Genomic DNA, 25,296 nt, shown 5'->3' with positions numbered 1-25,296 from the left:
CAAAGGACAAGCATGTCAATATCTATGGATTGATTCAACACCTTTACCTGTTTGTAAAAACAAAAGAATTCCTAGAAGTCACCATGCTTTGGACGATATTGCTTCTCGTGGCAAAAGTTCTATAGACTGGTTTTATGGTTGCAAATTACACCTTCTCATGAATAGTGAAGGACAAATTGTGAATACAGTTTTATCCCCTGGACACATTGCAGACATTAGAAAAATCGAAGAATTAGTTGATGGCTTATTGGCAACTGTTTATGGAGATAGAGGTTATATTGGAAAATCAATAAAAACCAAATTATTAGAGCAAGATATCGATTTAATTACTTATCCTAGAAAGAATATGCGAGTAAGTCTATTGCCTTTTTCTGATGAATACCACTTGAGACAGCGGAAAAGAATTGAAACTTTAATTGGCTTATTGAAAGAAAAATACCATTTAGTAAGCAGTAAACATCGGGCTATTTCCGGTTTCCTAGCAGGCATATTTTCTTCTCTATGTGCCTATCAACTCTGTCAGAAGAATAAGCCAAAAATTCATGTCGTTAGAAATTTAGCTTATCCGTAACTAGGGTTAAATTAAAGTTTATTTTTTCATCACTTGCTTCATATAGTTTCGTAAAATTTCTGTAGCACCCGTTTCTAATGACATTGCATATTTTTCATTGTCAGCACGTAAAGCAGGAATATTAATTTCAGCTTTACGCAGTTCACAGCTATGACCAATGAGCCATTTTTCCATGCTCTCTGCTGCAACTTCAAGATGAAATTGCAAAGCCAGAATATTTTTTCCCACCGAAAAAGCCTGATTCGGGTAAATTTCAGAACTCGCCAATAATTCAGCCTGTTCAGGCAAATCAAAAGTATCACCATGCCAGTGTAGTACAGGTGTATCTATCAATGCTGAAAGCAGGTTGTTTTCAGTATCGGAAATACTGAGTTTGCTCCAGCCTATTTCCTTCTGGTGTCCAGCATAGACTTTTGCACCTAAAGCATGCGCAATCAGTTGAGCGCCTAAACAAATACCCAGGGTAGGTAAATTTTCTTCTAAACGAACTTTTAGTAAGTCAATTTCTTGTTGTAAGAAAGGGTAATCATCCGTTTCATAGACACCAATCGGACCGCCTAAAATAATGGTTAAACCTTGGTGTTGAAATGCTTTTGTTAAGTCATCTACGCCGGCTTCAAAATAACGGACCCGAAAGCCGAGTTGATAAAATACATCCTCCATGACACCTAAGTCTTCAAAAGCGAGATGTTGAATGGCGTAAATGGTGTCTGGAAAATCTGGAGATGCTGTAGTCATACTATTTTTCAAGATATCTGGAATAAGAGAAATTTAGCCCGAATCTGAAAAAAAATGAAGGTTTCAGGCGAAATGATTTGGTTAATGATCTGCAATAAATAAAAAAGCGAACCAAAGTTCGCTTTTTTTGTGCTTTATACATATACGTTTTTAGAAGAAGCCCATCGGTTTAGTTGCATAGCTCACTAACAAGTTTTTGGTTTGTTGGTAATGATCCAGCATCATCTTATGGTTTTCACGTCCAATACCGGATTTTTTATATCCACCAAAAGCCGCATGCGCAGGGTAGATGTGATAACAGTTGGTCCATACACGACCGGCCTGAATGGCACGACCGGCACGGTAAGAGGTATGTGCGGAACGTGACCAGACACCGGCACCTAAACCGTAAATGGTGTCGTTGGCGATTTTGATCGCATCATCAAAGTCTTTAAAGGTGGCAACCGCAAGTACAGGTCCAAAAATTTCCTCCTGGAAAGTTCTCATGTCATTGGTACCTTTGAAAATGGTCGGCTCGATATAGAAACCTTGCCCCACTTCATGACGTTCACCGCCACCTGTCAATATTTCAGCACCTTCTGCACGACCTGTTGCGATACAGCCTAAAATTTTATCTTGTTGCTCTTGTGATGCCTGAGCGCCAATCATGGTGTCGGTATCTAAGGGATGACCGGTCTTAATTCGTTTTACCCGTTCGATCGCAAGTTCCAGAAATTGGTCAGCAATGCTTTCCTGAACCAATGCACGTGAAGGGCAAGTACAAATTTCCCCTTGATTCAAGGCAAACATGGTAAAGCCTTCTAGCGCTTTTTCTAAATAGTCATCTTGCTGAGCCATGACATCTTCAAAGAAAAGATTCGGTGATTTACCGCCCAATTCCAGTGTTACCGGAATAATGTTCTCGGTCGCATATTGCATAATTTGCTGACCGACCGCTGTTGAACCGGTAAATGCGATTTTGGCGATACGTGGATTGGTTGCGAGTGGACGACCCACTTCAATACCATAACCATTGACAATGTTTAATACGCCTTCAGGCAGCAGGTCTTGAATCAGTTCAACCAACACCAAAATACTGACCGGCGTTTGTTCTGCCGGTTTAAGCACAATACAGTTACCCGCAGCTAATGCAGGTGCCAATTTCCATGTTGCCATCAGAATCGGGAAGTTCCAGGGAATAATTTGCCCGACCACACCTAAAGGCTCATGGAAATGGTAGGCAATGGTATCTTCATCAATTTCTGAAATACCACCTTCCTGCGCACGGATACAACCAGCAAAGTAGCGGAAATGGTCAATTGCCAAAGGAATATCGGCAGCCAAGGTTTCACGTACCGGTTTACCATTATCCCAAGTCTCAGCGACAGCCAAAAGCTCTAAATTGGCTTCTAAACGGTCTGCAATTTTTAACAGAATATTCGAGCGGGTCGTGGGAGAGGATTTGTTCCATTGTGCTTTGGCTTTATGCGCTGCATCCAGTGCCAGCTCAATATCTTCAACACTTGAGCGTGGAACTTTGGTAAATGCTTTACCGTCGACAGGAGAAATATTGTCAAAGTATTCACCCTTCACAGGGGCTACCCATTGACCGCCAATAAAATTTTCATATTGGGCTTTAAACTGAACTTTTGAACCAGGTTGATTAGGATCGGCATAACGCATATAAATTTTCCTTTGCTTATTTTAGTGTTTTAAACCGTATCTACAGCTTTGGTATAAGGTACTTTTGCACATTATTTGATTAGCATACATGGAATAAGGTTGGAAAAAGGTTGGATACAAGAAGGTTTACAATCTTTTCAATCAGGCTTACAAGAATAGCTATTACAGCGGATGTAAATCATGAATTGTTGTGAGAATAAGGAATGATGAATAAGCAACATTTGATGCAAAAAAGACAGAAAATTGAGCAGTTTAGGCAAAGTAGCAGTCTTTCTCCCTTGCATGCAGAACAGTTAGGACAAAGCATTGTAAGTTCGTGGCAACGCTCGACATCTGCTGAAATTCCCACAGATCGTGCAGCTGCGCCATTGGTTCATTTACAAAAAGAAACTTATCCTTCCGCTCTAGAACATGCCTTGCAACATTGTGCACAAGATTTAAAGCATATTGCCCAGCAATCTTCGATGGTACTGGCGGTAGGCGATATTGGCAGTACCATCATTTGGACAGCGTCGAGTCCGCAAATGCAAAAGGCAGCAGAAAGTGTACATTTTATCGAAGGCGGGCAGTGGCGCGAGGAACTGGTCGGTACCAATGCGCTGGCTCTGTCTTTAAAAACCCAACAATCGAGTTGTGTATTTTCCAATGAACATTACATGTCTTCTATTCATGATTGGGTCTGTTATGCAGCCCCGATTATTGATCCCTATTCAAAACAGGTTTTAGGCGTAATTGACCTATCTACAACTTGGCAAAAGCATAACAGTTTGGGCTTACTTGCAGCGGAGCGCTGTGCCTCGATTATTCAATCCGCATTACTGGAATATCAAAAACAGCGCTTGTTTATTCGGGCTTTTTCTGTGCCGCAAGTCATGTTCAATGGCAAAGTCTTGGTGCTTACGCCACGTCAAATCGAAATTTTGACCATTTTAGCGCTGTGTCCGCAAGGCTTAAGTTTAGATAGTTTGCATCAGGCGTTGTATGGTGAACGAAAAGTCAGTATCGGCACGTTAAAAGCGGAAATGTCACAATTACGCGATATTTTAGGCGGCATGTTGGGATCCAGACCCTATAAATTATTAGCGCATGTTGAAGCTGATTTTTTACTGACAGAGCAATCCTTAGATGCCGGATATATCGATTCTGCCTTAAAACTTTGTAGCGGCGTGTTTCTGGCAAAAACTGAAAGTCCTTTTTTGTGTGCCTGGCGTGATTGTTTGGAGTCACGTTTAAGTGATGCCATTTTTAAAGCCAATGAAACGGATGTTTTGCTTAAACATGTGGCGCGTTTTCCTGAAGCGATTGATGCCGTGGAGCGTTTGATTGAACTGATGCCCAAGACGCATCCCGTGCATCAAACCTTACTCAAATTTCAGGATAATTAACGCTGATATTGTAGTAATCACTGCTATAAGCCTTTTTGCTTGAGCCATGCAAAGAGCTGATGATAAACATGCTCGCGCACAGGTTTTTCAGACAAAATCAGATCATGTACGCCATTTTTTATTTCACTGATGGTGACATCCCCGTTAATTTTCCTGGCATATTTATCAATATGTTTTACATTTAAAATCACATCACTGGTTTGCACATATTTATGCCATTTTTTGGGATTTTTACTTTGATCTGAATGCATCACTAAGGCAGGGACTTTCAAGGTCACACCTTGATGAATTTCCTTTTGCGCTTTAAAAATTGCCCGTACAAAACTCAAACGAACCCAAGGATAAGTTGTTTTTTTCCATTCAAGGTTAAAGTACCATTCTCCTTTTAAGTTTTTGTGCAAACTGGTCACATACCATTTATTCAGTTCACTGGGGAATTCTAAATCCGGACAAAGTTTACCCACACGACTTAAATTGGGCAGGCCCAGTTTTTTCTTGATCGGGTTCATGTTGAAGTCGTAAAAGGGACTATTGACCCACAGCGCTTTAATTAAAGGATGATCAGGATGATGTGCCGCATATAAAGTTGTGGTTAATCCACCTGTTGAATGTCCGCTCAGTAAAATAGCATCGTGACCTTCTACGCCAATAATGTCTAAAGCCTGGGTGATTTCAGCATCGTATTCAGCAATTTCACGCACGTTATAATATTTTTGATGCGGCAGATGCGAGCGACCATATTTACGTAAGTCGAGTGCATAAAAGTCAAAGCCATGCTGGTTAAACCGTTCCGCCATTTCAGTTTGAAAAAAATAATCGATAAAACCATGAACATATAAAACAGCTTTGCTGGTTGGTTGCTCTGCTTTTTTGCGCACCAATGTTGCTATAACTTGACCTTCATAATCATCTGGGAAATTTAAGGTGGCTTGTTCATAGCCTGTACCCAAGACATCCAGTTGATAAAGCGGTTCAATTATCTGTTGTGTCATTGTTGTGCTCATTTGGAATGATCAATTTTCTTTTATCCTTCATGATGAGCAGTCATTTGTCAAATTGCTTTAAGTTCAATAATAAAAAAAAGGCAAGCTAAGTTTCCAGTTCTTTAATGAAATGGAAACTTAGCTTGCCAAAAATGTAAGTCAAAGAGTCGGGGAGAAGACTTACATTGAGGTTTTACATAGCCGCTTTGAATATATCAACCACTTGAGCATGTGTGGCTTTACGTGGGTTGGTCAGCATGCAGGCATCTTTTTGTGCATTTTCAGACATGATGGCTAAGTCTGCTTCTTTCACACCCAGTTCATTTAAGCCTGATGGAATACCGATCGCAGCTGAAAGCTGACGAATTGCCTGAATAGCTTCATTTGCAGCTTCATTCACAGTCAAACCGTCAGTATTGATTCCCATCAATTGGGCAATTTTTGCATAACGATCCGGGCAGGCAATCAGGTTAAATTCGCATACATGCGGCAGCAAAATGGCATTACATACGCCGTGTGGCAAGTTGTAGAAACCGCCGAGTTGGTGCGCCATCGCATGGACATAACCTAAAGAAGCGTTGTTAAAAGCCATACCTGCAAGGTACTGTGCATAGCTCATCGCATCACGTGCTTCCAGATTTTCACCATTGGCAACCGCAGGGCTGAGCCATTCGCTAATCATGCTAATGGCTTTTTCTGCACAGGCATCGGTAATAGGATTGGCTGCGGTAGAGACATACGCTTCAACTGCATGGGTTAAGGCATCCATCCCGGTTGCTGCGGTTAAACCTGCGGGTTTGGCAATCATCAGTTTAGGATCATCAATCGCAATCAGTGGAGTACAGCGCCAGTCCACAATCGCCATTTTTACATGCGTGTCGGTATTGGTAATAATACAGAAGCGCGTCATTTCAGAAGCCGTACCTGCTGTGGTATTGATGGCGATCAGTGGCGTCATTGGTACTGAGCTTTTATCAATGCCTTCGTAATCACGAATATGACCACCGCCCGCTGTCACCAAGCCAATCCCTTTGGCGCAATCATGCGATGAACCGCCGCCTAAAGATACGATGAAATCACAGCCATTGTCGTTATAGGCTTGTACGCCGTTATGGACGTTAATATCGGTTGGATTAGGTTCTGCACCCGGGAAGATATGGCTGTCGACACCAGCCTCTTTTAAATAAGCTGAAATGGTATCTGCGACACCAAATTTAAAAAGACCGGCATCAGTCACAATCAGTGCTTTTTTAGCACCTAAATCTTGTGCCTTTGCGCCAATTTCTTTGGCACAGCCAGGACCAAAAAGAGAAACACAGGGAATATAAAAACCGTTCGTTTGATCTGCAATATTTTTAAAAGCCATGGTGCGATTCCTTCTACCATTGGTATGTTGTTATCGGTGACCCTCACCGTAAATTGAGTATCAAAGGAACAGGGAAGAAATCCTACCTACCAAACACCTACCATTTCACGTTATTGAATTTTTATGGTTTTTTAAATGGTTTGATGTAGGTATTAAAGGTGGGTGTTAGATAAGCACTTAAAATCATTTTTAATGCAAATAAATTGGATCAACCAGAAGAACTTTTACTGCTAAAAAGATGTGAATCAGGTTTAAGGTGAGAATTTTTGAATGAATAGATAGCGATGAAGGCATTGTTTTTTATAAAAGTATAGTTTTCTATTTGGTAAATAAATTATTTTTTATTTAATAAATGATCAATATTTTTAAAAAATACTTGATCATATTGATGCGAGTAAATTATAGTCAACTTATATGATTTTTATATTAAATTCCTAAGGATGGGGGAAGTTTAATGAAAGTCGAACATGCGAATGAAGCAACATTATTATTACATGCAATTCATAAAATTTTACTCAAAGAATGGGATCCTTTAGGGATTCGTAGCATCCGATCCATGTCTGATGAATATGAAGATTATTTGCCTAAATTGTTTATGATGATTTGCGAGAATGCAGATGAATCAGAGATTTTTGAATATTTGTGGCGGATTGAAAATAAAGTCATGGAACAAAAGGGAAACCGACCACACACCTTAAGAATTGCAAGTTTACTTAAAGAGCTACAAAGCAAAAATTAACGTTGTTATCCAGATTTGTGATCCAATAAAAATATAAGTTGTTGCAGAATATTTGAAAAATAAATGTATGGATAAGAAAAACCGGTGTCAGGGCACCGGTTTTTTATGTTTAGAATTTCTTTTCCAGACTGATTAATACACTTGGAATCGCTTGATTGACCCGTGATTCATACAGGCTGCCATCTGACTGATTGCTTAAGCGCTCTTTATAGTCTGTGCTGAAAATATTGCGTGCATTCAGTGAGGTTGCCCAGCCATCATTAAAGCGTTTGGTGAAGCTGATATCCATGTTGACACGTTCATTGCTGGTACGGTCATAGGGCTGGTTGTCCAAAGCACGAGTAAATTCAGGCACGTAGTTCAGGTTGACACTGGTTGAAATGCGCCAAGGCTGATAGTTATAAGACAGACCTGCACTTGCTGTATAAGGTGCAACATCACTCACCATGCGTTCTTGATGGTTTGCGTCTTCAACTTTTGCACGTACCGTAGACAGTTGTCCATTCAACATAAATGAATGACCATTTTCAGTTTGTTTTAATGCATAACGACCCGCAATTTCAACCCCATAAGTGGTGGCATTGTTTTGGTTTTCTGGACGTTCTACAAAACGGGTACCTTCCTGACGAATGACTTTTTCAATGTAGTCATCAATTTCACGTTGAAACGCGGTGATATTGATACCACCTGATGGCGTGTTGTAGCCTAAAGTCGATTCAAACGCAGTGATTTTTTCAGGACGTAAATTGGGATTACCGCCACGATCCGGATTGTTTAGGCGACCAGCATCACTATCGGTAGAAATGGAAACCGTGGGCAATAAACGGTCTGCTTTAGGGCTACGGAAAGCCTGACTGATATTAGTTTGTAAAGACCAATGATCATCCAAGTCAAAACGATGTGCCAAGACTGGGCTTAAGTGACTGTCGCTATAATCGACTAAACCAGAGCGCTCGATCCATTCTTGGCGGGCACCTAAAGTGACTGTCTGACGGTCGGTAAATTTCCAGCTCCCTTCAGCATATAATGCATAGAGTTGTTCATCTAAACTTTGGCTGACATTGCTGTCGAGTTGATTGGTACGAGCATCTGCACCAAATTTAAGCTGACGATTTTGATTGAATTTACGCACACCGTCATACGCAATACCATATTCATTTACAGTTTCATCAGTATAGCTGCTGAATGAAGGAGAGCGTGTTGATTCAGTTTCATTCTGCTGTTCAACAGAAAGGCGAATTTTATCTGAATTACCTTTGTCTTTACGCTCATAACGGGTATTTAAACGGATACTGTCATTTTTATCATGCTGAAACTGGTCGCCACGAACACCGTTACTTTCATTATTGCGATAGAACAATTCCGCAACCAGTTTTTGTTGATCATCTAATTCATATTCAACACGGGGTGAAACCATTTGCGACTTGCGTTCAGTTACTCGTTTTTGTTCTCGTGTTTCGGTACTGTTTTGTGTCTGTGTAATAGAGGTGGTGTCATTCCACATCTGGTTGGCAGACAGACTGTATAACCATGCGTTATCACGACCGTCAGCCTGAACACTGATATTTTTACGTTGTTCTTCTTTTTGATCCGATTTTGCCAAACCATATCCAGCACGGACTGTTCCGCTTATGCGGGCATGATCTAACGGTTGTTTTAAAATGATATTAATCACCGCAGAAGAGGCTACCGATGCCTGAGCCACACTCGGTTGCTTGGTAATTTCAATCCGCTCAATCATGTCCGGGGTAATGCTGTCGACGACAGACATTCCACCACGTGGACCGCCTTGTACAGCTTCACCATTAATCAAAAATACCGGGGCACCGCCACCACGAAAACGCATACCTGATGCACCGCCACCACCGCGTGGACCTTGTCCAGGAGTTGGCATCTGAAAGCCTGCAGCACGACGCAGAGCATCATTCACAGACTGATCGCCAAATTGCAGCATTTCCTCACGCGTGACGATGGTTTTGGCAACCGCACTGATATCCGGATCTTTTACTGTCGCTGGTGTTGCTTTAAATTTTAAAGTGGCCAGTGTTTGTACTGGTGCTGTTTGTTCTGGCGCGCTGTCTGTTATTGTATTTGTAATGGAATCAGCAGCCCAAGTTGGGGACATGAAAGTGAGCAAGGCACAACTTAATGCGCTTAATTGCCAACGCGGTTGTATGCGTTTCATTATTTGATGTTCCAAATGTAATTTTGCGTAAGATAGCGTAAAAATGTGGAGAAAATTTGTGGAAAATCACAGAAATAGAACTAAAAGATAAAAATCTGATCGCAAGTAAAAATAATCAAAATGAATGATTTAGCTCCGGCACCTTATGGGAGTTTGTATGGCTGGAGCGATGGTTCATGTTAATGGTTCAAGGATAAAATACAGTTCTGGCTGATTTTCTCAATCACGGCATCATTCAGGCTGATTTGATTATCCCATTTCAGCATTTGCCGAAGCAGCCATTGAAAATCTTCAACCTTGGGCTGAGATGAATCATCTACAAAATGCCGAATAATATTTTGAATAGAATGGAACTTCTGCACATGAATGCTTTCAGAACATTGAAACTGCACAATATTGAAGTCAATGAGCATTTGCCAAACTTCAGTATAATCCTCTAGATCTTTTAGTTCTTGTTGCGCTTTTTGAATGGCTTGAGTTAGGGCCAGATGGGTGTTGGCATGCTGTTCTGCCCAGTCAGCAGTGACCGCTAAAACCTTATCCGCCACTTGAGGAATAATATCCTGACTGGATGCTACAATCTGGCTGATGCCCAACAGTTCACTCTGTGTATTCCATGGTTCACCGACACAAAAACCATCAATGACATGATTGCTTAATGCTTCTACCATATAAGGAGGAGGAAGGGTCGTGAGCTTGATGCTTTGTGCAACATCACGGTCGGCTAGGGCGAGCCATTCTCTTAAACAATAATGATGAATCGACTGCTTAAAGACATGTGCCAAATGAATCGGTTTTTGTTGTTGTATGGCAGTGACTAATTTTTCTGCGGATTGTTGCGGGTTGTCTTGTGCAGAAATATTCAGCTCAAAGCATAATTTTTGACTTAGACTAATAAAGGCACGGTTATGACTTAACACCAAAGCCGTTTGCAGGGGGATTCCCAGCTGGTCTTCACCCAGAGCGGCAGCAGGAAGCATGGCAGACAGACAATGTGCAGCATCTAAAAAGCCAAACGCCAACCGGTCTCTCAAACTTGCCCAGGATGCTTCTTTGACCAAGGTGATGTCTAAGCCGACTTCATCAAAAAAACCATGCTGCTTGGCCCAAAGAATGGCCACACAATCCAGCAAAGGAATATAGCCGATCTGGATTTGGGTTTTTTCTAAATCTGTCATGGCTTAATCCTTGAATTGGTTTTGTAATAATTGTTGAGCATCTAATAAACGCCGTGCCATTTCTCCAATGGTCATACGATGGCTCATGGCATTTTTGCGCAGTAATTGAAACGCCTGATCTTCAGTTAAGGAATGCAATCGCATCATGAGTACTTTGGCTTTTTCCACATCTTTACGATCTGCCAGTTTATTTTTGGTATCTTCCAGATCGCCGAGTAATTTCTTGTGTTTTTTAAACTGTTCAATTGAAATTTCTAAAATACTTTCCAGTTTAGAGGGGTCAATACCGTCGACGATATAAGCCGTTACCCCGGCATCGATGGCACTTTTGATGGTATCTTTATGGCTGTTTTTAGTGAACAGAACCGTTGGCAAATCGAACTGGCTGACACAGCTTTCAATAATGTCACGATGCGGGTGATCCATATCCAGCAATATCACGTCAGCATGCAGTTGTTCCAGACGGAACATGCTTAAATGGTCAATGGTCAGGCATGCGACCACCTCGAAATTGTGTTCGATCAGGGAGGCTTTAATATAGTTGGCACGTTCTTGATCTTCATCAATCAGTGCGATTTTCAGTTTTGGCATATCGGCTAAAATATCATCAGGCAAAGCCTGAAAGAAAAGTCATAGCAAATGCAAAGCAATTAAAATGCCAAAACAGTTAAAACTGCATTAATTCAATAAAATCAGACATAAAAATTAACCATTATCGGGTTGTGCACCGTATTAATGCAAAAATGCGCTACAAGGAAGCACAACCGCAATCCGTTTCCTTAGCTCTACGTTGTTAATCAGATGAACATGCTGCAATGATGAAGATCAAAAATGATCAATCCATCATAAAAATTTATAAAAAATATTGAGTTAATGATGTTTTTATCATATTGGCATGGACATTGCTTAATTCATATTGAGTCAAAGACGACTTTAAAAAATTTGTAAGACGGCCAACGACGTCCGTTCTGATCGAATCTGGTGTGCAGCGATCCGCATAGCAGATAACCCTATACGTTCAGTTCAGGAAGGAGAAGGCCATGTCTTCAAATTTATATGAAAAAAAAGCCACAAAAATAAGTCTTTTTAATTTTAACAGCGCAGCGATGAGAGCCTTCCATATGAGTTGGCTCGCTTTTTTTGTCTGCTTCTTTGCCTGGTTTGCCTGTGCACCATTGATGCCTGTGATTGCAGGTGAATTTCATCTTACTAAAGATCAAATTGCCAATATTAATATTGCCGCAGTCGCAATTACTATTTTAGTTCGTCTGATTGTCGGGCCTTTATGTGATAAGTATGGCCCACGCAAAACCTATACCGCATTACTGATTATCGGCAGTATTCCTGTCTTTGGTGTGGCCTCTGCCAACAGCTATGAATCTTTCCTTTTCTTCCGCTTATTGATTGGTGCCATTGGTGCCAGCTTCGTGATCACGCAATATCACACCAGTATTATGTTCGCTCCGAATGTGGTCGGGACTGCCAATGCTGCATCAGCAGGTTGGGGGAATGCGGGTGGTGGTGCAACTCAAGCCTTGATGCCGTTAATGCTTGCTGCCTTGGTGATGTTTGGTGTTGAACAGGCGATGGGCTGGAGAATTGCGCTCATTGTTCCAGGTTTGATGATGCTGATTGTCGGTGCAATGTACTGGAAATTCACCCAGGACTGTCCACAAGGCAACTTTAAAGAACTTCGTGCACAAGGCATTCAAGTTGGTAGCGATAAAAAAGGCGGCATGGCGATTCTGATGCACGCTGCACGTAACTACCGGGTCTGGATTTTATTTGGTGCTTATGCTGCGTGTTTCGGTATTGAAATCTTCATTCATAACATTGTGGCGATGTACTACGTTGAACACTTTAGCTTTGGCCTCAAAGAAGCAGGACTGGCAGCAGGGATCTTCGGTTTACTGGCGCTGTTTGCCCGTGCTTTAGGTGGCATTGTCTCGGACAAAGTCGCAATTAAAAAAGGCCTGGATGGTCGTACCAAAGTGCTGTTCGGCATGATCTTGATGGAAGGCCTGTTCCTGATCTTGTTCTCTCAAATGAATACCGCAGTTCTCGCAATTCTGGTCATGACAGTTTTTGCACTGTTTACCCACATGGCCTGTGGTGCCACCTATGCCTTGGTGCCTTTCATTGACCGTGATGCTTTGGGTGGTGTTGCTGGCATCATTGGCGCAGGCGGTAACGTCGGTGCAGTGGCAGCAGGTTTCTTACTGAAAGGCATGCTGGATATTCAAACCTGCCTGATGGCTCTAGGTGGACTGGTGGTGATTGCAGCAAGCTTTGTACTGATGATTCGCTTCTCGGTTGAGCATAAACAGAAAGAACAAAAACTGTTTGAAGATGCAGTGCTTGAACGCAACAACATGGCGCAAGGTTAAGCAAAGGGATTAAGGAGAATTGATATGAAATTAGTCATGATTGGTCACGGTATGGTAGGGCACAAGTTCATTGAATCGGTTCTTGAACATGCAGGTGACGAGGTTGAAATCACGATTCTGGCAGAAGAACCACGTTTAGCTTATGACCGTGTGCATTTAACCGAATATTTCACTGGTAAATCAGCCAAAGACTTAACTTTATGTCGTGCGGATTTTGCCGATGCCTATGGTATTGATCTGCGTTTAAGCACCAAAGCTATTGCAATAGATACTCTGAATAAAACCGTTACCACCAATCATGGCGAAGTCATTGCATATGACAAACTGGTGCTGGCAACTGGTTCATATGCTTTTGTTCCTCCTATTCCAGGGAATGAGCGTGAAAACTGCTTTGTTTACCGTACTATTGAAGACCTAGATGCCATTCGTGCCACGAGTTTAAATGCCAAAACCGGCGTGGTGATTGGTGGTGGTTTACTCGGTTTGGAAGCTGCGAAAGCCTTGCGTGATCTGGATCTTGAAACCCATGTGGTCGAATTTGCACCCCGTTTAATGGCGGTACAAATTGATGATTTAGGCGGTAAGGTTTTACGTGCAAAAATCGAAAATCTGGGTGTGAAAGTTCATACCCAAAAAGCTACACAATGCATCGAAGCCGGTGAAAATACCACGCATGTGATGAAGTTTGGCGATGGTTCTGAACTTGAAACCGATATCGTTTTATTCTCTGCGGGGATTCGCCCACGTGATGAATTGGCGCGTCAAAGCGGCTTGGCGCTGGGTGAGCGTGGCGGTATTGTCATCAATGATTATTGCCAGACTTCTGATGCTGACATTTACGCGATTGGTGAATGTGCACTGTGGCAAAACAAAATTTATGGTCTGGTGGCTCCGGGCTATGACATGGCACGTATTGCAGCCAAACATGTCATGGATCAGGCTTGCAATTCATTTACCGGCGCAGACATGAGCACCAAGCTCAAACTGATGGGGGTAGATGTGGCATCGGTGGGTGATGCGCATGCCATGACGCCAAATGCCTTAAGTTATTTCTATGCAGATGAAGATGCCATGATTTATAAAAAAATCGTGGTGAATGCGGAAAAAACCAAGCTACTCGGTGCTGTTCTGGTGGGCTGTGCCAAAGAATATAACGACCTGCTGCAAATGATGCTGAATGGATTGGAAATTCCAGAAAATCCGGAAAGCCTGATCATGCCGGGTTATATACAATCCTCAGCGAAAACAGGCGGCAGCGGTGTCGATTTACTGCCAGACAGCGCAACCATCTGTTCATGTAATAACGTCTCTAAAGCCGATATTTGCAGTGCTATCGCTGATGGTTCAACCTCGCTGGGTGCCTTGAAAAAATGTACTAAAGCGGCAACGGCTTGTGGCGGATGTGCACCTTTAGTCACTCAAGTATTGAAATCTGAATTGCAACGTCAAGGGGTGACTGTAAACAATCACCTTTGCGAACACTTTGCCTATTCACGCCAGGAGCTGTATCACCTGGTGCGGGTCAATGAAATCAAAACCTTTGATGATTTGATCGGACAACATGGTCACGGTCTAGGTTGTGATATCTGTAAACCGACTGCGGCAAATATTCTCGCATCTTGCTGGAATGACTTTGTGCTCAAACCAAGTCATGCAGGATTACAAGACAGTAATGACTATTATCTGGGTAATGTTCAAAAAGATGGCTCTTACTCGGTTGTACCGCGAATGGCTGGAGGTGAAGTCACTCCAGAGGGCCTGATTGCAATCGGTCAAATTGCCAAAGAATACGGTTTATATACTAAACTCACCGGTGGACAACGGGTCGACATGTTTGGTGCACAAGTGCATCAGCTGCCTGAAATCTGGGAGAAACTGATCAATGCCGGTTTTGAGTCAGGACATGCTTACGGTAAATCATTGCGTACCGTGAAATCTTGCGTCGGCAGTACCTGGTGCCGTTATGGGGTGGATGACTCAGTCGGTTTGGCCATCTTCCTGGAAAACCGTTACAAAGGTCTGCGTTCACCACACAAACTGAAAATGGCGGTGTCGGGCTGTACCCGTGAATGTGCCGAAGCACAAAGTAAAGATGTTGGGGTGATTGCTACAGAAAAAGGCTGGAACCTGTATGTCTGCGGTAATGGCGGCATGAAACCACGCCACGCGGAATTGCTGGCATCGGATCTGGATACGCAAACTCTAATCCGTTATATCGACCGCTTCTTTATGTTCTATATCCAAACTGCAGACCGTTTGCAACGTACTTCGGTATGGCGTGACAACCTGGAAGGCGGTCTAGATTATTTAAAAGATGTGGTGGTAAATGACTCACTGGGTCTGGCTGCTGAACTGGAACGCCGTATGAACCATGTGGTCGGCACCTATCAAGATGAATGGCGTACCGCGGTGGAAGATCCGGAAGTCCGTAAACGCTTCGTAACCTTTATCAATGCAAAAGTTGAACAACAAAATGATCCACACATTCAATTCGCCGAGGTGCGCGGGCAAATCCGTCCAAAAACCGAGGCTGAACGTGATGTGATGCGTATTCCTGTTGTTGAAGCTTAAAAGAATAAAGGAGAAAGATGATGACAATTTTAAAAGAAATGAATAAAACCAATGAGCTGGAATGGCTGGAAATTTGTGCACTGGATGACATTACCCCGAATACCGGTGTAGGTGCATTAATTGAAAATCAGCAAATTGCCATTTTCCGTGTCGGTAATGAAAAACGCGTCTATGCCTTGAGCAATCAAGATCCGTTTAGTCAGGCTTTTGTCATGTCGCGCGGCATCATTGGCGATTTGCAGGGTGAGCGTGTAGTGGCATCTCCCATCTACAAGCAGCATTTCAGTCTGGCCACCGGACGTTGTCTGGAAGATAAAGATCAAAAGTTACTGGTTTTCCCAAGCAAGATTGAAAATGGCAAGGTCTGGATCAGTCCTACACCGCAAAAAACCTATATCACCAATAACGGCACTTCCCAAGAAAAGATGAAACTGGTGTTGGTAGGTAATGGTCTGGCGGGTATGCGCTGTCTGGAAGACTTACTGGATATGGCACCTGAACGTTATGAAGTGACGGTCATTGGCGAAGAGCCGTGGGGCAACTATAACCGCATCATGCTTTCACCGGTGTTATCTGGCGATAAAACCATTGATGACATCATGCTGCATCCACATGCCTGGTATAGCGATAAAAACATTCGCTTTATTGCCGGTGATGCTGCGGTGAAAATTGACCGTCCACGTAAGCAGGTCTATACCGAAAAAGGCTTGGTGGTGGATTATGATCGTCTAATTCTGGCAACAGGTTCCAAACCCTTTGTCCCGCCTATTCCAGGTTCGGACTTAAAGGGCGTGATCAGTTTCCGCGATATCTATGATGTCAATACCATGCTGGATTACTGCAAATCTAAACAGAATGCCGTGGTGATTGGTGGCGGTCTGCTTGGGCTTGAAGCAGCTTATGGCCTGAAACAACGCGGTATGAATGTGATGGTCTTGCATTTGATGGATCGCATCATGGAACGTCAATTGGATAGTCGTGCAAGCAGCTTGTTAAGACAAAGTATTGAAGCCAAGGGCATCAACATCATGACTCAAGCCAATACCGAACAACTGATTGGCGAAGATGGTCATGTCACTCAAATCAAGCTGAAAGATGGCATGGTGCTGGATGCTGATCTGGTGGTTTTCGCCGTGGGGATTCGTCCTAATATGGCATTGGCGCAAAGTGCTGGCTTACGTTGTAACCGTGGTGTGATGGTGAATGACACTATGCAAACCTTTGACCCGAGTATTTATGCGGTGGGTGAATGTATTGAACACCGTAATCAAACCTTTGGTCTGGTTGAACCACTTTGGGGCCAAGCTTTTATTTGTGCCTCACATCTGGCTGAACACGGCAGCTTAACTTTTAAAGCACCAACGGTTCCGACGCAACTCAAGGTGAGTGGCTGTGATGTATTTTCAGCCGGAAACTTCGAACCGCAGGATGATTTTGAAGACATTATCTTGAATGATGAAAACCGTCAGATCTATAAACGCATTATTATTCAAAAAGATAAAGTCATTGGTGCAGTGTTGTTCGGTGATACTGAAGATGGTGCTTGGTATGCAGAACTGATTTCTGATCAAACGCCAATCAGTAATATTCGTAATAAATTGCTCTTTGGTAAAGATTTTGCATTAAAGAAAGTAGGCTAATTACATAAGTGGTATTTGTTCAATTTTAAATATTTGCACAGCCACACTTTGCACTAATAAGTAAAGAGTAATTGCGTAGGCATGATCTTACTTTTGAAAGATCAAAAGTAACAAAAATCTTTGTTTCCCATACATTACCTCCCTGTAATGATGGGAAACGGTGGCATCCATGCCACCTCGAGAGAATACATACTTACGTGAACTCTAAAAATTTAGATAGCTTGGAAAATAGAAGAAATTATTCAAGTGAATTTATTCGATAAAAAGGAGCATCCATGAATAGTATTCCCGTTATGGAACTGCATAGCTCCACAGAAATAAATACCAAAATTACTAATACCACCTGTCCGTATTGCGGAGTGGGGTGTGGCGTAACTGCGACTGTACAGTACACAGCTTTAGGTCAAAAAGTTTCAGTTAAAGGTGATGTCAATCATCCAGCCAACTTCGGGAAACTGTGCATTAAAGGCGGTAATCTCGCCGATACCATTGGCTTGGAAACACGTGTTCTCCATCCTATGCTTGGTCGTAAGAACCAGCGTGAAAAGACCGATTGGAATACCGCAACAGATTTAATTGCCGAAAAGTTTCAGCAATGTATTGATCAATATGGTCGTGACAGCATGGGCTTTTATGTGTCCGGGCAATTGCTGACCGAAGATTATTATGTGGTGAACAAGTTCGTGAAGGGCTATTTGGGCACAGCCAATATTGATACCAATTCACGACTCTGCATGTCATCAGCGGTTGCAGCACACAAGCGGGCTTTTGGTGAAGATATTGTTCCAGCGAGCTATGAAGATTTTGAACATACCGACATGGTGGTGCTGGTCGGTTCGAATACAGCCTGGTGTCACCCGGTTTTATATCAACGCATCATGAAAGCCAAAGAGCAACGTGATCTGTTTGTAGTGGTGATTGACCCACGCTTTACCAGTACCTGTGAAGCGGCAGATTTACATTTGCCGATTTTACCGGGGCAGGATGTCGCTTTATTTAACGGCTTATTACAGTATCTGGCGCAAAATGGTCATGCAGACCAGGATTTTATTGTTGCACATACTCAAGGCTTAGAACAGGCTTTGGTCCACAGCCAAACTGAGGCATCTATGCCAGATGTCGCAGTGCGTACAGGGATTTCACTGGAAAAACTGCAAGTTTTTTATGAGCAATTTGCCCAAACTGAAAAAGTGATGACCCTGTTTTCCATGGGGGTGAATCAGTCTTCGCAAGGAGTGAACAAAGCCAACAGCATCACCAACTGCCATTTATTCACGGGAAAAATTGGCAAGCTGGGTGCAGCGCCATTTTCCATGACTGGACAGCCGAATGCGATGGGCGGACGTGAGGTCGGTGGTTTAGCCAACATGCTGGCGGCCCATCTGGAGCTGGAAAATGAAAACCATCAACAACTGGTGCAAAACTTCTGGCAAAGCCCTTATATTGCCAAGCAGGCTGGCTTTAAGGCCGTTGATCTATTCCATGCGGTAGAAAGTGGCAAAATTAAAGCCATCTGGATTATGGCGACCAATCCTGTGGTGAGCTTACCCGATGCCGATCAGGTAAAACGTGCTTTAGACAAGTGTGAATTTGTGGTGGTGTCCGACATTTGCCAAGACACAGACACCACACAATATGCCGATGTGCTGTTACCGGCTTTAGGCTGGGGTGAAAAAGATGGGACCGTCACCAATTCTGAACGCCGTATTTCCAGACAGCGCGCATTTTTAGAAGAGCCAGAACAGGCTAAAGCTGACTGGTGGGCGATCAGTCAGGTCGCTAAAAAAATGGGCTTTGATGGTTTTGAGTTTAACAATAGTCATGACATTTTTCTGGAACATGCACGACTCTCGGCTGAGCAGAATTCAGAGCCAGATCTGCGCGCTGATACGCCAAATTTCCGTTATTTCAATTTAAAGGCTTTAAGCGATTTAAATAAAACCGAATATGATGAACTGCAACCGGTGCAGTGGCCAGTTTGGTCTGCACAGCAACAAGACGGTGCTGTGGCACGCATGTATGGCAAAGGGCAATTTAGCCATGTCGATGGCAAAGCTAAATTTATTGCCATTAACGCGGTAGATCCGGTTAATCAAGTGTGTAGCGAATTTCCGTTGGTTTTAAATACCGGGCGGATTCGTGACCAATGGCACACCATGAGCCGTACCGGTTTATCTGCCAATTTAAGTACCCATCGTGCAGAGCCGTTTTGTGAAATCCATCCGCATGATGCTTTGAAATACGGGATCAAAGATGGTGAATTGGTAGAAGTCAAATCAAAATGGGGTAACTGCGTATTACGGGCGACGGTCAGTGATGATATTCGTCGTGGACAGGTATTTGCACCGATCCACTGGAATGACCAGGTCGCGTCCGATGCGCGTATTGGCAAAGTGGTCAATCCGGTGGTCGATCCAATTTCCGGTGAGCCTGAATTTAAACATACCCCCGTAATCATCCATCCATTTTATAGTCAGTGGCAGGGCGTATTTTACGTGCGTCAGGGCTTTGAAAAAATCGTGCAATCCTCCATTGAAAATACGGTGTGGTGGACGAAAATTACCACGGTTAAAGCTGTGCGCTATGAACTGGCAGACCGTAAAAAATTTACCCAGACCACTGAACATTTGAAAGAGCTGTTACCGTTTCAGGATGAAAGTTTTGAATGGTTGAACATTGAAGATCAGACCGCTCATATCAGTCACAGCGTGATATTGAAAGATGGTCATTTGATTGCCAGTTTGTATATTGCCCCTAAAGCTTTACTTCCAGATCGGGACTGGGTCGCAAGCCTGTTTAAACGTGAACGTCTAAGTGCCATGCACCGTAAAGCTTTACTGGCTGGACAAGCCATGTCGATGGCCAACAATGAAGGTCCGTTGGTTTGTAGCTGTTTTAAAGTGGGTAAAAACCGCATTATCGAAACCATTAAAACCCAAAATATCACCGATGAAAAACAGGTCACTGCATGTTTAAAAGCAGGCGGTAACTGCGGTTCATGTCTGCCTGAAATTCGTGGCTTGATCAAGGCTTGTCAAATGGAGGCGGTGGAATGAGAAAGAAATTGAAACTTTCGGTATATCCGCGCACCGATCTGGTGATTTTAGCCGGTGGGCAGGCAAAACGGATGAATGGCATCAATAAACTATTACAGCAATTTGATGATCAAATTCAACTCATCAAAATACATCAACAGCTGAAATCCAGTGTTCAACAGATATGGATCAACAGCCATCGTGATTATTCAATTTATCAAAAAATCATTCCCAGCATTCATTGTTATCAGGATGATGAAAGCGGATTTTTAGGTCCGCTGATGGGAATGAAAAGTGCCTGGACCCATGTACAGGCCGACTATGTGCTGTTCATCCCCTGTGACGTCACCTTTATTCCTGCAAGAGTCGTTCTTAAGCTGCATCAGGCTTTGAATAAAAATGCTCTGGCCGAAGTGGCGTATGTAGAAATCAATGGTACAGCCCTGTATCCCTTCTGTCTGGTCAAGCGTAGCAGCTTACGTACCCTAATTACGCACCTTGAGCAAAAACAGCGCAGTTTAAGACAGTGTTTTTCAGATTTGCACGCTCAAGTGGCACGGTTTGAAAATCATGCCCTGTTTTTTCACAGTATTAACTCGCTGGATGAGCTTCAGCAGTATCAACAACTTAAATTTTTGCACTAAACCTGAAAATTTCTTCTTCAGCACAAAGTTGGAACACTTATTGCAAATCTAATTATAACAAGATGGGGCGATTTAAATCTTGCGCACAATTCTTGTGCGATTACAGCAAGATGCCTGAAGATGGATGTTCAACATGAATATGATGACAGAGCTTGAAACCAATACACGATTTGTCGATCAATTTGGTCGCAGCAAGCACAAATTGCGGATTTCAGTAACCGATCGCTGTAATTTTAAGTGTGTCTATTGCATGCCGGAACATCCTGAGTGGATGAAAAAACACGATTTGCTCAGTTTTGAACAGCTCTATCAGTTTTGTGATTTTATGGTGCGTCGTGGTATTGAATCTATTCGGATCACGGGCGGAGAACCATTAATGCGTCAAGGGGTGGTGCATTTTGTCGCGCAGTTACAAGAGTTAAAAAAACTTGGGCTGAAACGCATTTCCATTACCACCAATGCCCATTATTTAAAACAATATGCAGCCGCATTAAAACAGGCCGGACTGGATGATTTAAACATAAGTCTGGATAGTTTGGATACCCAGCAATTTAAACAGCTGACCCAAAAAGATTTATCTCCTGTCCTTGAAGGAATTCAGGCAGCACGAGCTGCAGGTTTGCCGATCAAGATCAATAGTGTATTGATGAAGAGCATGAATGACGATCAAATTCTGCCTTTGGCACGCTGGTCGGTTCAAGAAAAAATTATCTTACGCTTTATTGAATTTATGCCACTGGATGGGGATCGTAAATGGTCGAGCGAGTATGTGGTCAGTGAACAACAGATTTTAGACAGCCTGCGTACTGAATTTGCTGTAACTCAACTGAGAAGTGACCCTGCGCGCTCAACTTCAGAGCCGGCACGACAGTATTTTATTGATGGTCATCCAATCGGAATCATATCCACCATCACCAATTCATTTTGTGGAACGTGTGACCGGGTACGTTTAACCGCACAAGGTGAGTTTTATAACTGTCTGTTTGCACCTCAAGCTTTGAATCTAAAAACTGAAATTAAAGCCCTGAACGCGTCTGAACCTTTGAGCGAACTGAGCTTGCATGCTGCATTATCACACTATATCTGGAACAAAGAATCAGGTTATCACGGCATAGTACAACGGTTGGAAAATCAGCGCATGAATAAAAACAGCCGCAAAATCAGCATGCACATGCTTGGAGGTTAAGATGTCACAGATCACAATTAAAATTGAAGCCTTCGGTGCGGTAGAACGCCAGTTACCTGCAAACTTGGAGATGATCTGCAGCCCATACAGCACGGTTGGGCAAGTTTTGGCTCAAATTGGGCAGGAGTATCCGGTAGCTTTTAGCATGATTGAACGCTGTGCCTGTGCCATCGGCGAGGACATTATCTCACGTCAAACTCAATTCCATGCAGACACCACTTTGGTGCTGCTGTCACCGGTAGCAGGGGGATGAAATGGAACAGCTGAAAGCATTTTCACGAATTCAGGATACGGCCTTAACCTTAGACAGTTTTGATCAGATTGAGCATTTTCCAGAATGTGGCGGTATTGGGGTGTTCATTGGCACCGTGCGTAATCATCATGAAGGTAAAGCGGTTAAAGCGCTGAAATATACATCTTATGCACCGGTGGCGGAAAAAATGATTCGTCAGATTGAGCAGGAGATTCAGCATAAATATGGGGTGTCCTATGTTCGGGTGATTCACCGGATAGGAGCATTGGATATTGGTGAAAAAGCCATTATTGCCATTACCTATGCGGCACATCGACGCGAAGCCTTTGCTGCCTGTGAAGAAGCGGTAGAACGGGTCAAGCATGAAGTGCCGGTGTGGAAAGAAGAATTTTATCTGGATGGTAGCAGCCAATATGTAGAAGGCTGCTGTATCCGTAAAGATGAAGCAGATGAAGCACATTCACATCCTCATCCTGGAGACTCATCTGAACAGCATGATCATCAGCATTGTGACCATGCAAAAGATCATGTCAAAGACAATGCTGCGCCGATCTACCAATGGCCGCTTTAATTGAACAATATTTTGAAAAATGAATGATAGGAACATGCAATGAAAAATGTCGGGATGAAAGCAGAAAGTTATCGCACTGCAGTGGCTACAGGGATTCTGCACGCACCGCCACATTGCATCGAGTTATTACGTAACGGCAATACTGAAAAAGGCGATGCGCTGAAAACGGCACGAATTGCAGGGATTTTAGCGGCGAAACGTACCGATGAGCTGATTCCGCTGTGTCATCCGCTACCGATTTACCGTGCCGATGTGGAATATGAACTGTTTGATGCCCATGTCGAGATTATTGCCACTGTAGAAACCATTGGGCCGACAGGGGTGGAGATGGAAGCATTAACCGCAGTCAGTCTGGCCGGGTTAACGCTGTATGACATGCTGAAACCGCATTGTGAACCGGAAGATTTATGTCTGGATCAGGTTAAGTTACAAAAGAAAAAAGGCGGCAAATCCCATTTTACCCGTGCCTTAAAAGAAGCGTTGCCGGCTTCAATCATTGTATTGTCCGATACTGTGGCTGCAGGTAAAAAACCGGATACTGCCGGGCAGAATGTGCTGGAAATTTTACAGGAAGCCAATTTTAGCGATATTGCTTATCAGGTGATACCAGACAGTCCTGAACAACTGTTGGCATTGGTTGAACAGCAAAAAAATGATTATCCACTGATTTTAACTGTTGGCGGTACAGGACTTGGCCCTAAAGATTTAACAGTGGAAACCATTCAGCCTTTATTAAAACGTGAAATTCCCGGCTTGATGGAAGCTTCACGCAGTTTTGGGCAAAAACGCACGCCTTATGCGGCCTTGAGTCGTGGCGTGGCCGGTTATATCGATAACAGTCTGGTGATGACTTTACCGGGCAGCCGTCAGGGAGCGAAAGAGTCCTTGATTGCAGTACTGCCTGCCTTGGTGCATTTATTTGATGTGCAAAAAAATATCCCCCATCCAGGTGGCTACCAATGAATAGCAAAATGTCTGGATGTGGCGCAGAGCCAGGCTTGATTACGGTAGATCACGCTTTAAATTTAATTTTGCAGCATACTCAGGGACTTGTCACGGAAAGTCTGGGGTTAAATCGGGCTTTAAACCGCTATTTGGCGCAAGATATTTATTCCACCATTAATCTGCCCTTATTTTCTCAAAGCGCGGTAGACGGCTATGCGATTTGTGCCCAATCTGCAATTGCACCACATAGCGAATTTAAACTGATCGGTGAAATTCGGGCAGGTGAACCGACTGAATGGCAACTGAAAGCAGGACAAGCCGTACGGATTTTTACCGGTGCCAAAATTCCGTTTGGCACCACCACCGTCGCGCGTCAGGAAATTGTTCATGTTGTTGATTCAACTAGAATTGCAATCACTGAACACTTAAATGCCAATGCTGACATTCGCAATGTGGGTGAAGAAATTTCAATTGGACAACTGTTGGCCAATAAGGGCCAGTTACTTTCAGTCGGAGCCATTGCTTCTTTAAGTATGGCAGGCATTCAAAGTGTTGAAGTTTTTCAATATCCCAAAGTTGCAGTAGTGATTAGCGGAGATGAAGTTGCGGAAAGTGTAGAGGACTTTGCAACAGGTAAAATCTTTGATGCCAATGGGCCGTTAATTCAAGCCTGGTTTCAGAATCAAGAACAGCAGGTTGAAATTTTCCATGTGGCGGATACTGAAGATGCAGTTAAAAGTTTAATTCAAACACTATCGGCAACTTATGATCTGGTTTTAACCACCGGCGGAGTGTCGGTTGGAGATTATGACTTTATTCGACCAGTAGCTCTAAATATAGGCTTTGAGCAAGTGTTCTGGAAAGTGAAACAGAAACCGGGTAAACCGATGTTTTTTGCAAAATTAACTCGAGCTGACCGCACGCGTTGTTATCTTCTTGGACTTCCGGGCAATCCCGCAGCCGTGTATGTGGGCATGCAAATTTATACCTCCACCGTATTAAAGGCTTTGCAAGGGCAGAAACAGCAACCGAACTGGTTTAGCGCCGTGTTGAGCCATGATGTGAAACCGGATGGTCGGGAACGTTTTTTAAGAATGTCGGCCAGCTTCGATCAGGGAGTATTAAAGGTCAAAAGTTTGTCTAAACAGCAGTCTCATATGCTGAGCAATTTAATGCAGGCCAATTGTCTGGTCAGAATTCCTGCAGGAGTTGCTTTATCTGAAGGACATATTGTGCACGGTTTATTTATTGATTAGG

Annotated in this window: 20 protein-coding genes; 13 read left to right on the top strand and 7 right to left on the bottom strand. The window is 43.1% G+C overall.

The window, feature by feature from the left end; all coding sequences use genetic code 11:
• Nucleotides 1-571 (top strand): IS982 family transposase (locus tag E0409_RS08540; protein ID WP_131289699.1); only part of this gene is annotated, 571 nt, incomplete at its 5' end.
• An 18-nt stretch (nucleotides 572-589) separates the two neighbouring features.
• Here the strand turns inward: E0409_RS08540 and E0409_RS08535 are convergent.
• Together E0409_RS08535 and exaC are read right to left on the bottom strand one after the other, a co-directional pair.
• Nucleotides 590-1,309, bottom strand: a complete 720-nt coding sequence (locus E0409_RS08535) for a glutamine amidotransferase (RefSeq protein WP_131289697.1) — start codon at nucleotides 1,307-1,309, stop codon at nucleotides 590-592.
• A gap of 150 nt (nucleotides 1,310-1,459) precedes the next feature.
• Complete coding sequence (gene exaC, locus E0409_RS08530; protein WP_131289695.1) at nucleotides 1,460-2,971, bottom strand: acetaldehyde dehydrogenase ExaC; 1,512 nt, start codon at nucleotides 2,969-2,971, stop codon at nucleotides 1,460-1,462.
• Nucleotides 2,972-3,174: 203 nt separating this feature from the next.
• Between exaC and E0409_RS08525 the strand changes: the two genes are divergently transcribed.
• The gene (locus E0409_RS08525; RefSeq protein WP_131289693.1) at nucleotides 3,175-4,356 is read left to right on the top strand and encodes a sigma-54-dependent transcriptional regulator family protein; all 1,182 of its coding nucleotides are present in this window, start codon (nucleotides 3,175-3,177) and stop codon (nucleotides 4,354-4,356) included.
• A 23-nt stretch (nucleotides 4,357-4,379) separates the two neighbouring features.
• Here the strand turns inward: E0409_RS08525 and E0409_RS08520 are convergent, their stop codons facing one another.
• Nucleotides 4,380-5,348 (bottom strand): alpha/beta hydrolase, encoded by a 969-nt coding sequence (locus tag E0409_RS08520; RefSeq protein ID WP_131289691.1) that lies wholly within the window; start codon nucleotides 5,346-5,348, stop codon nucleotides 4,380-4,382.
• A gap of 184 nt (nucleotides 5,349-5,532) precedes the next feature.
• Entirely contained in the window at nucleotides 5,533-6,705 is a 1,173-nt protein-coding gene (gene mdh / locus E0409_RS08515; protein WP_131289689.1) for an iron-dependent methanol dehydrogenase, read from the bottom strand.
• Nucleotides 6,706-7,159: 454 nt separating this feature from the next.
• On the opposite strand from mdh, the gene E0409_RS08510 reads away from it, so the two are divergent.
• On the top strand, nucleotides 7,160-7,444 hold the full coding sequence (locus tag E0409_RS08510) for a hypothetical protein (RefSeq protein ID WP_131289687.1): 285 nt from the start codon (nucleotides 7,160-7,162) through the stop codon (nucleotides 7,442-7,444).
• Between the two features lie 109 nt (nucleotides 7,445-7,553).
• On the opposite strand, the gene E0409_RS08505 is transcribed toward E0409_RS08510, so the two are convergent.
• The 3 genes from E0409_RS08505 to E0409_RS08495 all read right to left on the bottom strand — a co-directional run bounded on the left by E0409_RS08505 (nucleotide 7,554) and on the right by E0409_RS08495 (nucleotide 11,398).
• Nucleotides 7,554-9,629 (bottom strand): TonB-dependent receptor plug domain-containing protein, encoded by a 2,076-nt coding sequence (locus E0409_RS08505; protein WP_131289685.1) that lies wholly within the window; start codon nucleotides 9,627-9,629, stop codon nucleotides 7,554-7,556.
• A 179-nt stretch (nucleotides 9,630-9,808) separates the two neighbouring features.
• Entirely contained in the window at nucleotides 9,809-10,807 is a 999-nt protein-coding gene (locus tag E0409_RS08500) for an ABC transporter substrate-binding protein (RefSeq protein ID WP_131289683.1), read from the bottom strand.
• Nucleotides 10,808-10,810: 3 nt separating this feature from the next.
• A complete protein-coding gene (locus E0409_RS08495; protein ID WP_131289681.1) occupies nucleotides 10,811-11,398 on the bottom strand; it encodes an ANTAR domain-containing response regulator in 588 nt (195 codons plus the stop codon).
• 449 nt (nucleotides 11,399-11,847) lie between these two features.
• Between E0409_RS08495 and E0409_RS08490 the strand changes: the two genes are divergently transcribed.
• The 10 genes from E0409_RS08490 (at nucleotide 11,848) to E0409_RS08445 (ending at nucleotide 25,295) form a co-directional block, all read left to right on the top strand.
• The gene (locus E0409_RS08490) at nucleotides 11,848-13,194 is read left to right on the top strand and encodes an MFS transporter (protein ID WP_131289679.1); all 1,347 of its coding nucleotides are present in this window, start codon (nucleotides 11,848-11,850) and stop codon (nucleotides 13,192-13,194) included.
• A 24-nt stretch (nucleotides 13,195-13,218) separates the two neighbouring features.
• On the top strand, nucleotides 13,219-15,765 hold the full coding sequence (gene nirB / locus E0409_RS08485) for a nitrite reductase large subunit NirB (RefSeq protein WP_131289677.1): 2,547 nt from the start codon (nucleotides 13,219-13,221) through the stop codon (nucleotides 15,763-15,765).
• 20 nt (nucleotides 15,766-15,785) lie between these two features.
• Nucleotides 15,786-17,405: a nitrite reductase small subunit NirD gene (gene nirD, locus E0409_RS08480; protein ID WP_131289703.1), complete on the top strand. Its 1,620-nt coding sequence runs from the start codon at nucleotides 15,786-15,788 to the stop codon at nucleotides 17,403-17,405.
• Between the two features lie 275 nt (nucleotides 17,406-17,680).
• On the top strand, nucleotides 17,681-20,461 hold the full coding sequence (locus E0409_RS08475) for a nitrate reductase (protein WP_131289676.1): 2,781 nt from the start codon (nucleotides 17,681-17,683) through the stop codon (nucleotides 20,459-20,461).
• Nucleotides 20,458-21,084: a molybdenum cofactor guanylyltransferase gene (gene mobA, locus E0409_RS08470; protein ID WP_131289674.1), complete on the top strand. Its 627-nt coding sequence runs from the start codon at nucleotides 20,458-20,460 to the stop codon at nucleotides 21,082-21,084. Before E0409_RS08475 ends, mobA begins: the two co-directional genes overlap by 4 nt.
• 133 nt (nucleotides 21,085-21,217) lie before the next feature.
• On the top strand, nucleotides 21,218-22,270 hold the full coding sequence (moaA, locus tag E0409_RS08465) for a GTP 3',8-cyclase MoaA (protein WP_131289672.1): 1,053 nt from the start codon (nucleotides 21,218-21,220) through the stop codon (nucleotides 22,268-22,270).
• Between the two features lies 1 nt (nucleotide 22,271).
• Entirely contained in the window at nucleotides 22,272-22,523 is a 252-nt protein-coding gene (locus tag E0409_RS08460) for a MoaD/ThiS family protein (protein WP_131289670.1), read from the top strand.
• A 1-nt stretch (nucleotide 22,524) separates the two neighbouring features.
• On the top strand, nucleotides 22,525-23,094 hold the full coding sequence (locus E0409_RS08455) for a molybdenum cofactor biosynthesis protein MoaE (protein ID WP_131289668.1): 570 nt from the start codon (nucleotides 22,525-22,527) through the stop codon (nucleotides 23,092-23,094).
• A gap of 39 nt (nucleotides 23,095-23,133) precedes the next feature.
• Nucleotides 23,134-24,057 carry a bifunctional molybdenum cofactor biosynthesis protein MoaC/MoaB gene (gene moaCB, locus E0409_RS08450; protein ID WP_131289666.1) on the top strand — a complete coding sequence of 308 codons (924 nt, stop codon included), beginning with the start codon at nucleotides 23,134-23,136 and terminating at the stop codon, nucleotides 24,055-24,057.
• Nucleotides 24,054-25,295 (top strand): molybdopterin molybdotransferase MoeA, encoded by a 1,242-nt coding sequence (locus E0409_RS08445; RefSeq protein WP_131289665.1) that lies wholly within the window; start codon nucleotides 24,054-24,056, stop codon nucleotides 25,293-25,295. Before moaCB ends, E0409_RS08445 begins: the two co-directional genes overlap by 4 nt.
• Nucleotide 25,296 lies beyond the last annotated feature (1 nt).

This window comes from Acinetobacter sp. ANC 4862, from assembly GCF_004336635.1.
Taxonomy (GTDB): Bacteria; Pseudomonadota; Gammaproteobacteria; order Pseudomonadales; family Moraxellaceae; genus Acinetobacter.
Note: the sequence above shows the minus strand (reverse complement) of the source record. Positions and strands in the feature narration are given on the sequence as shown.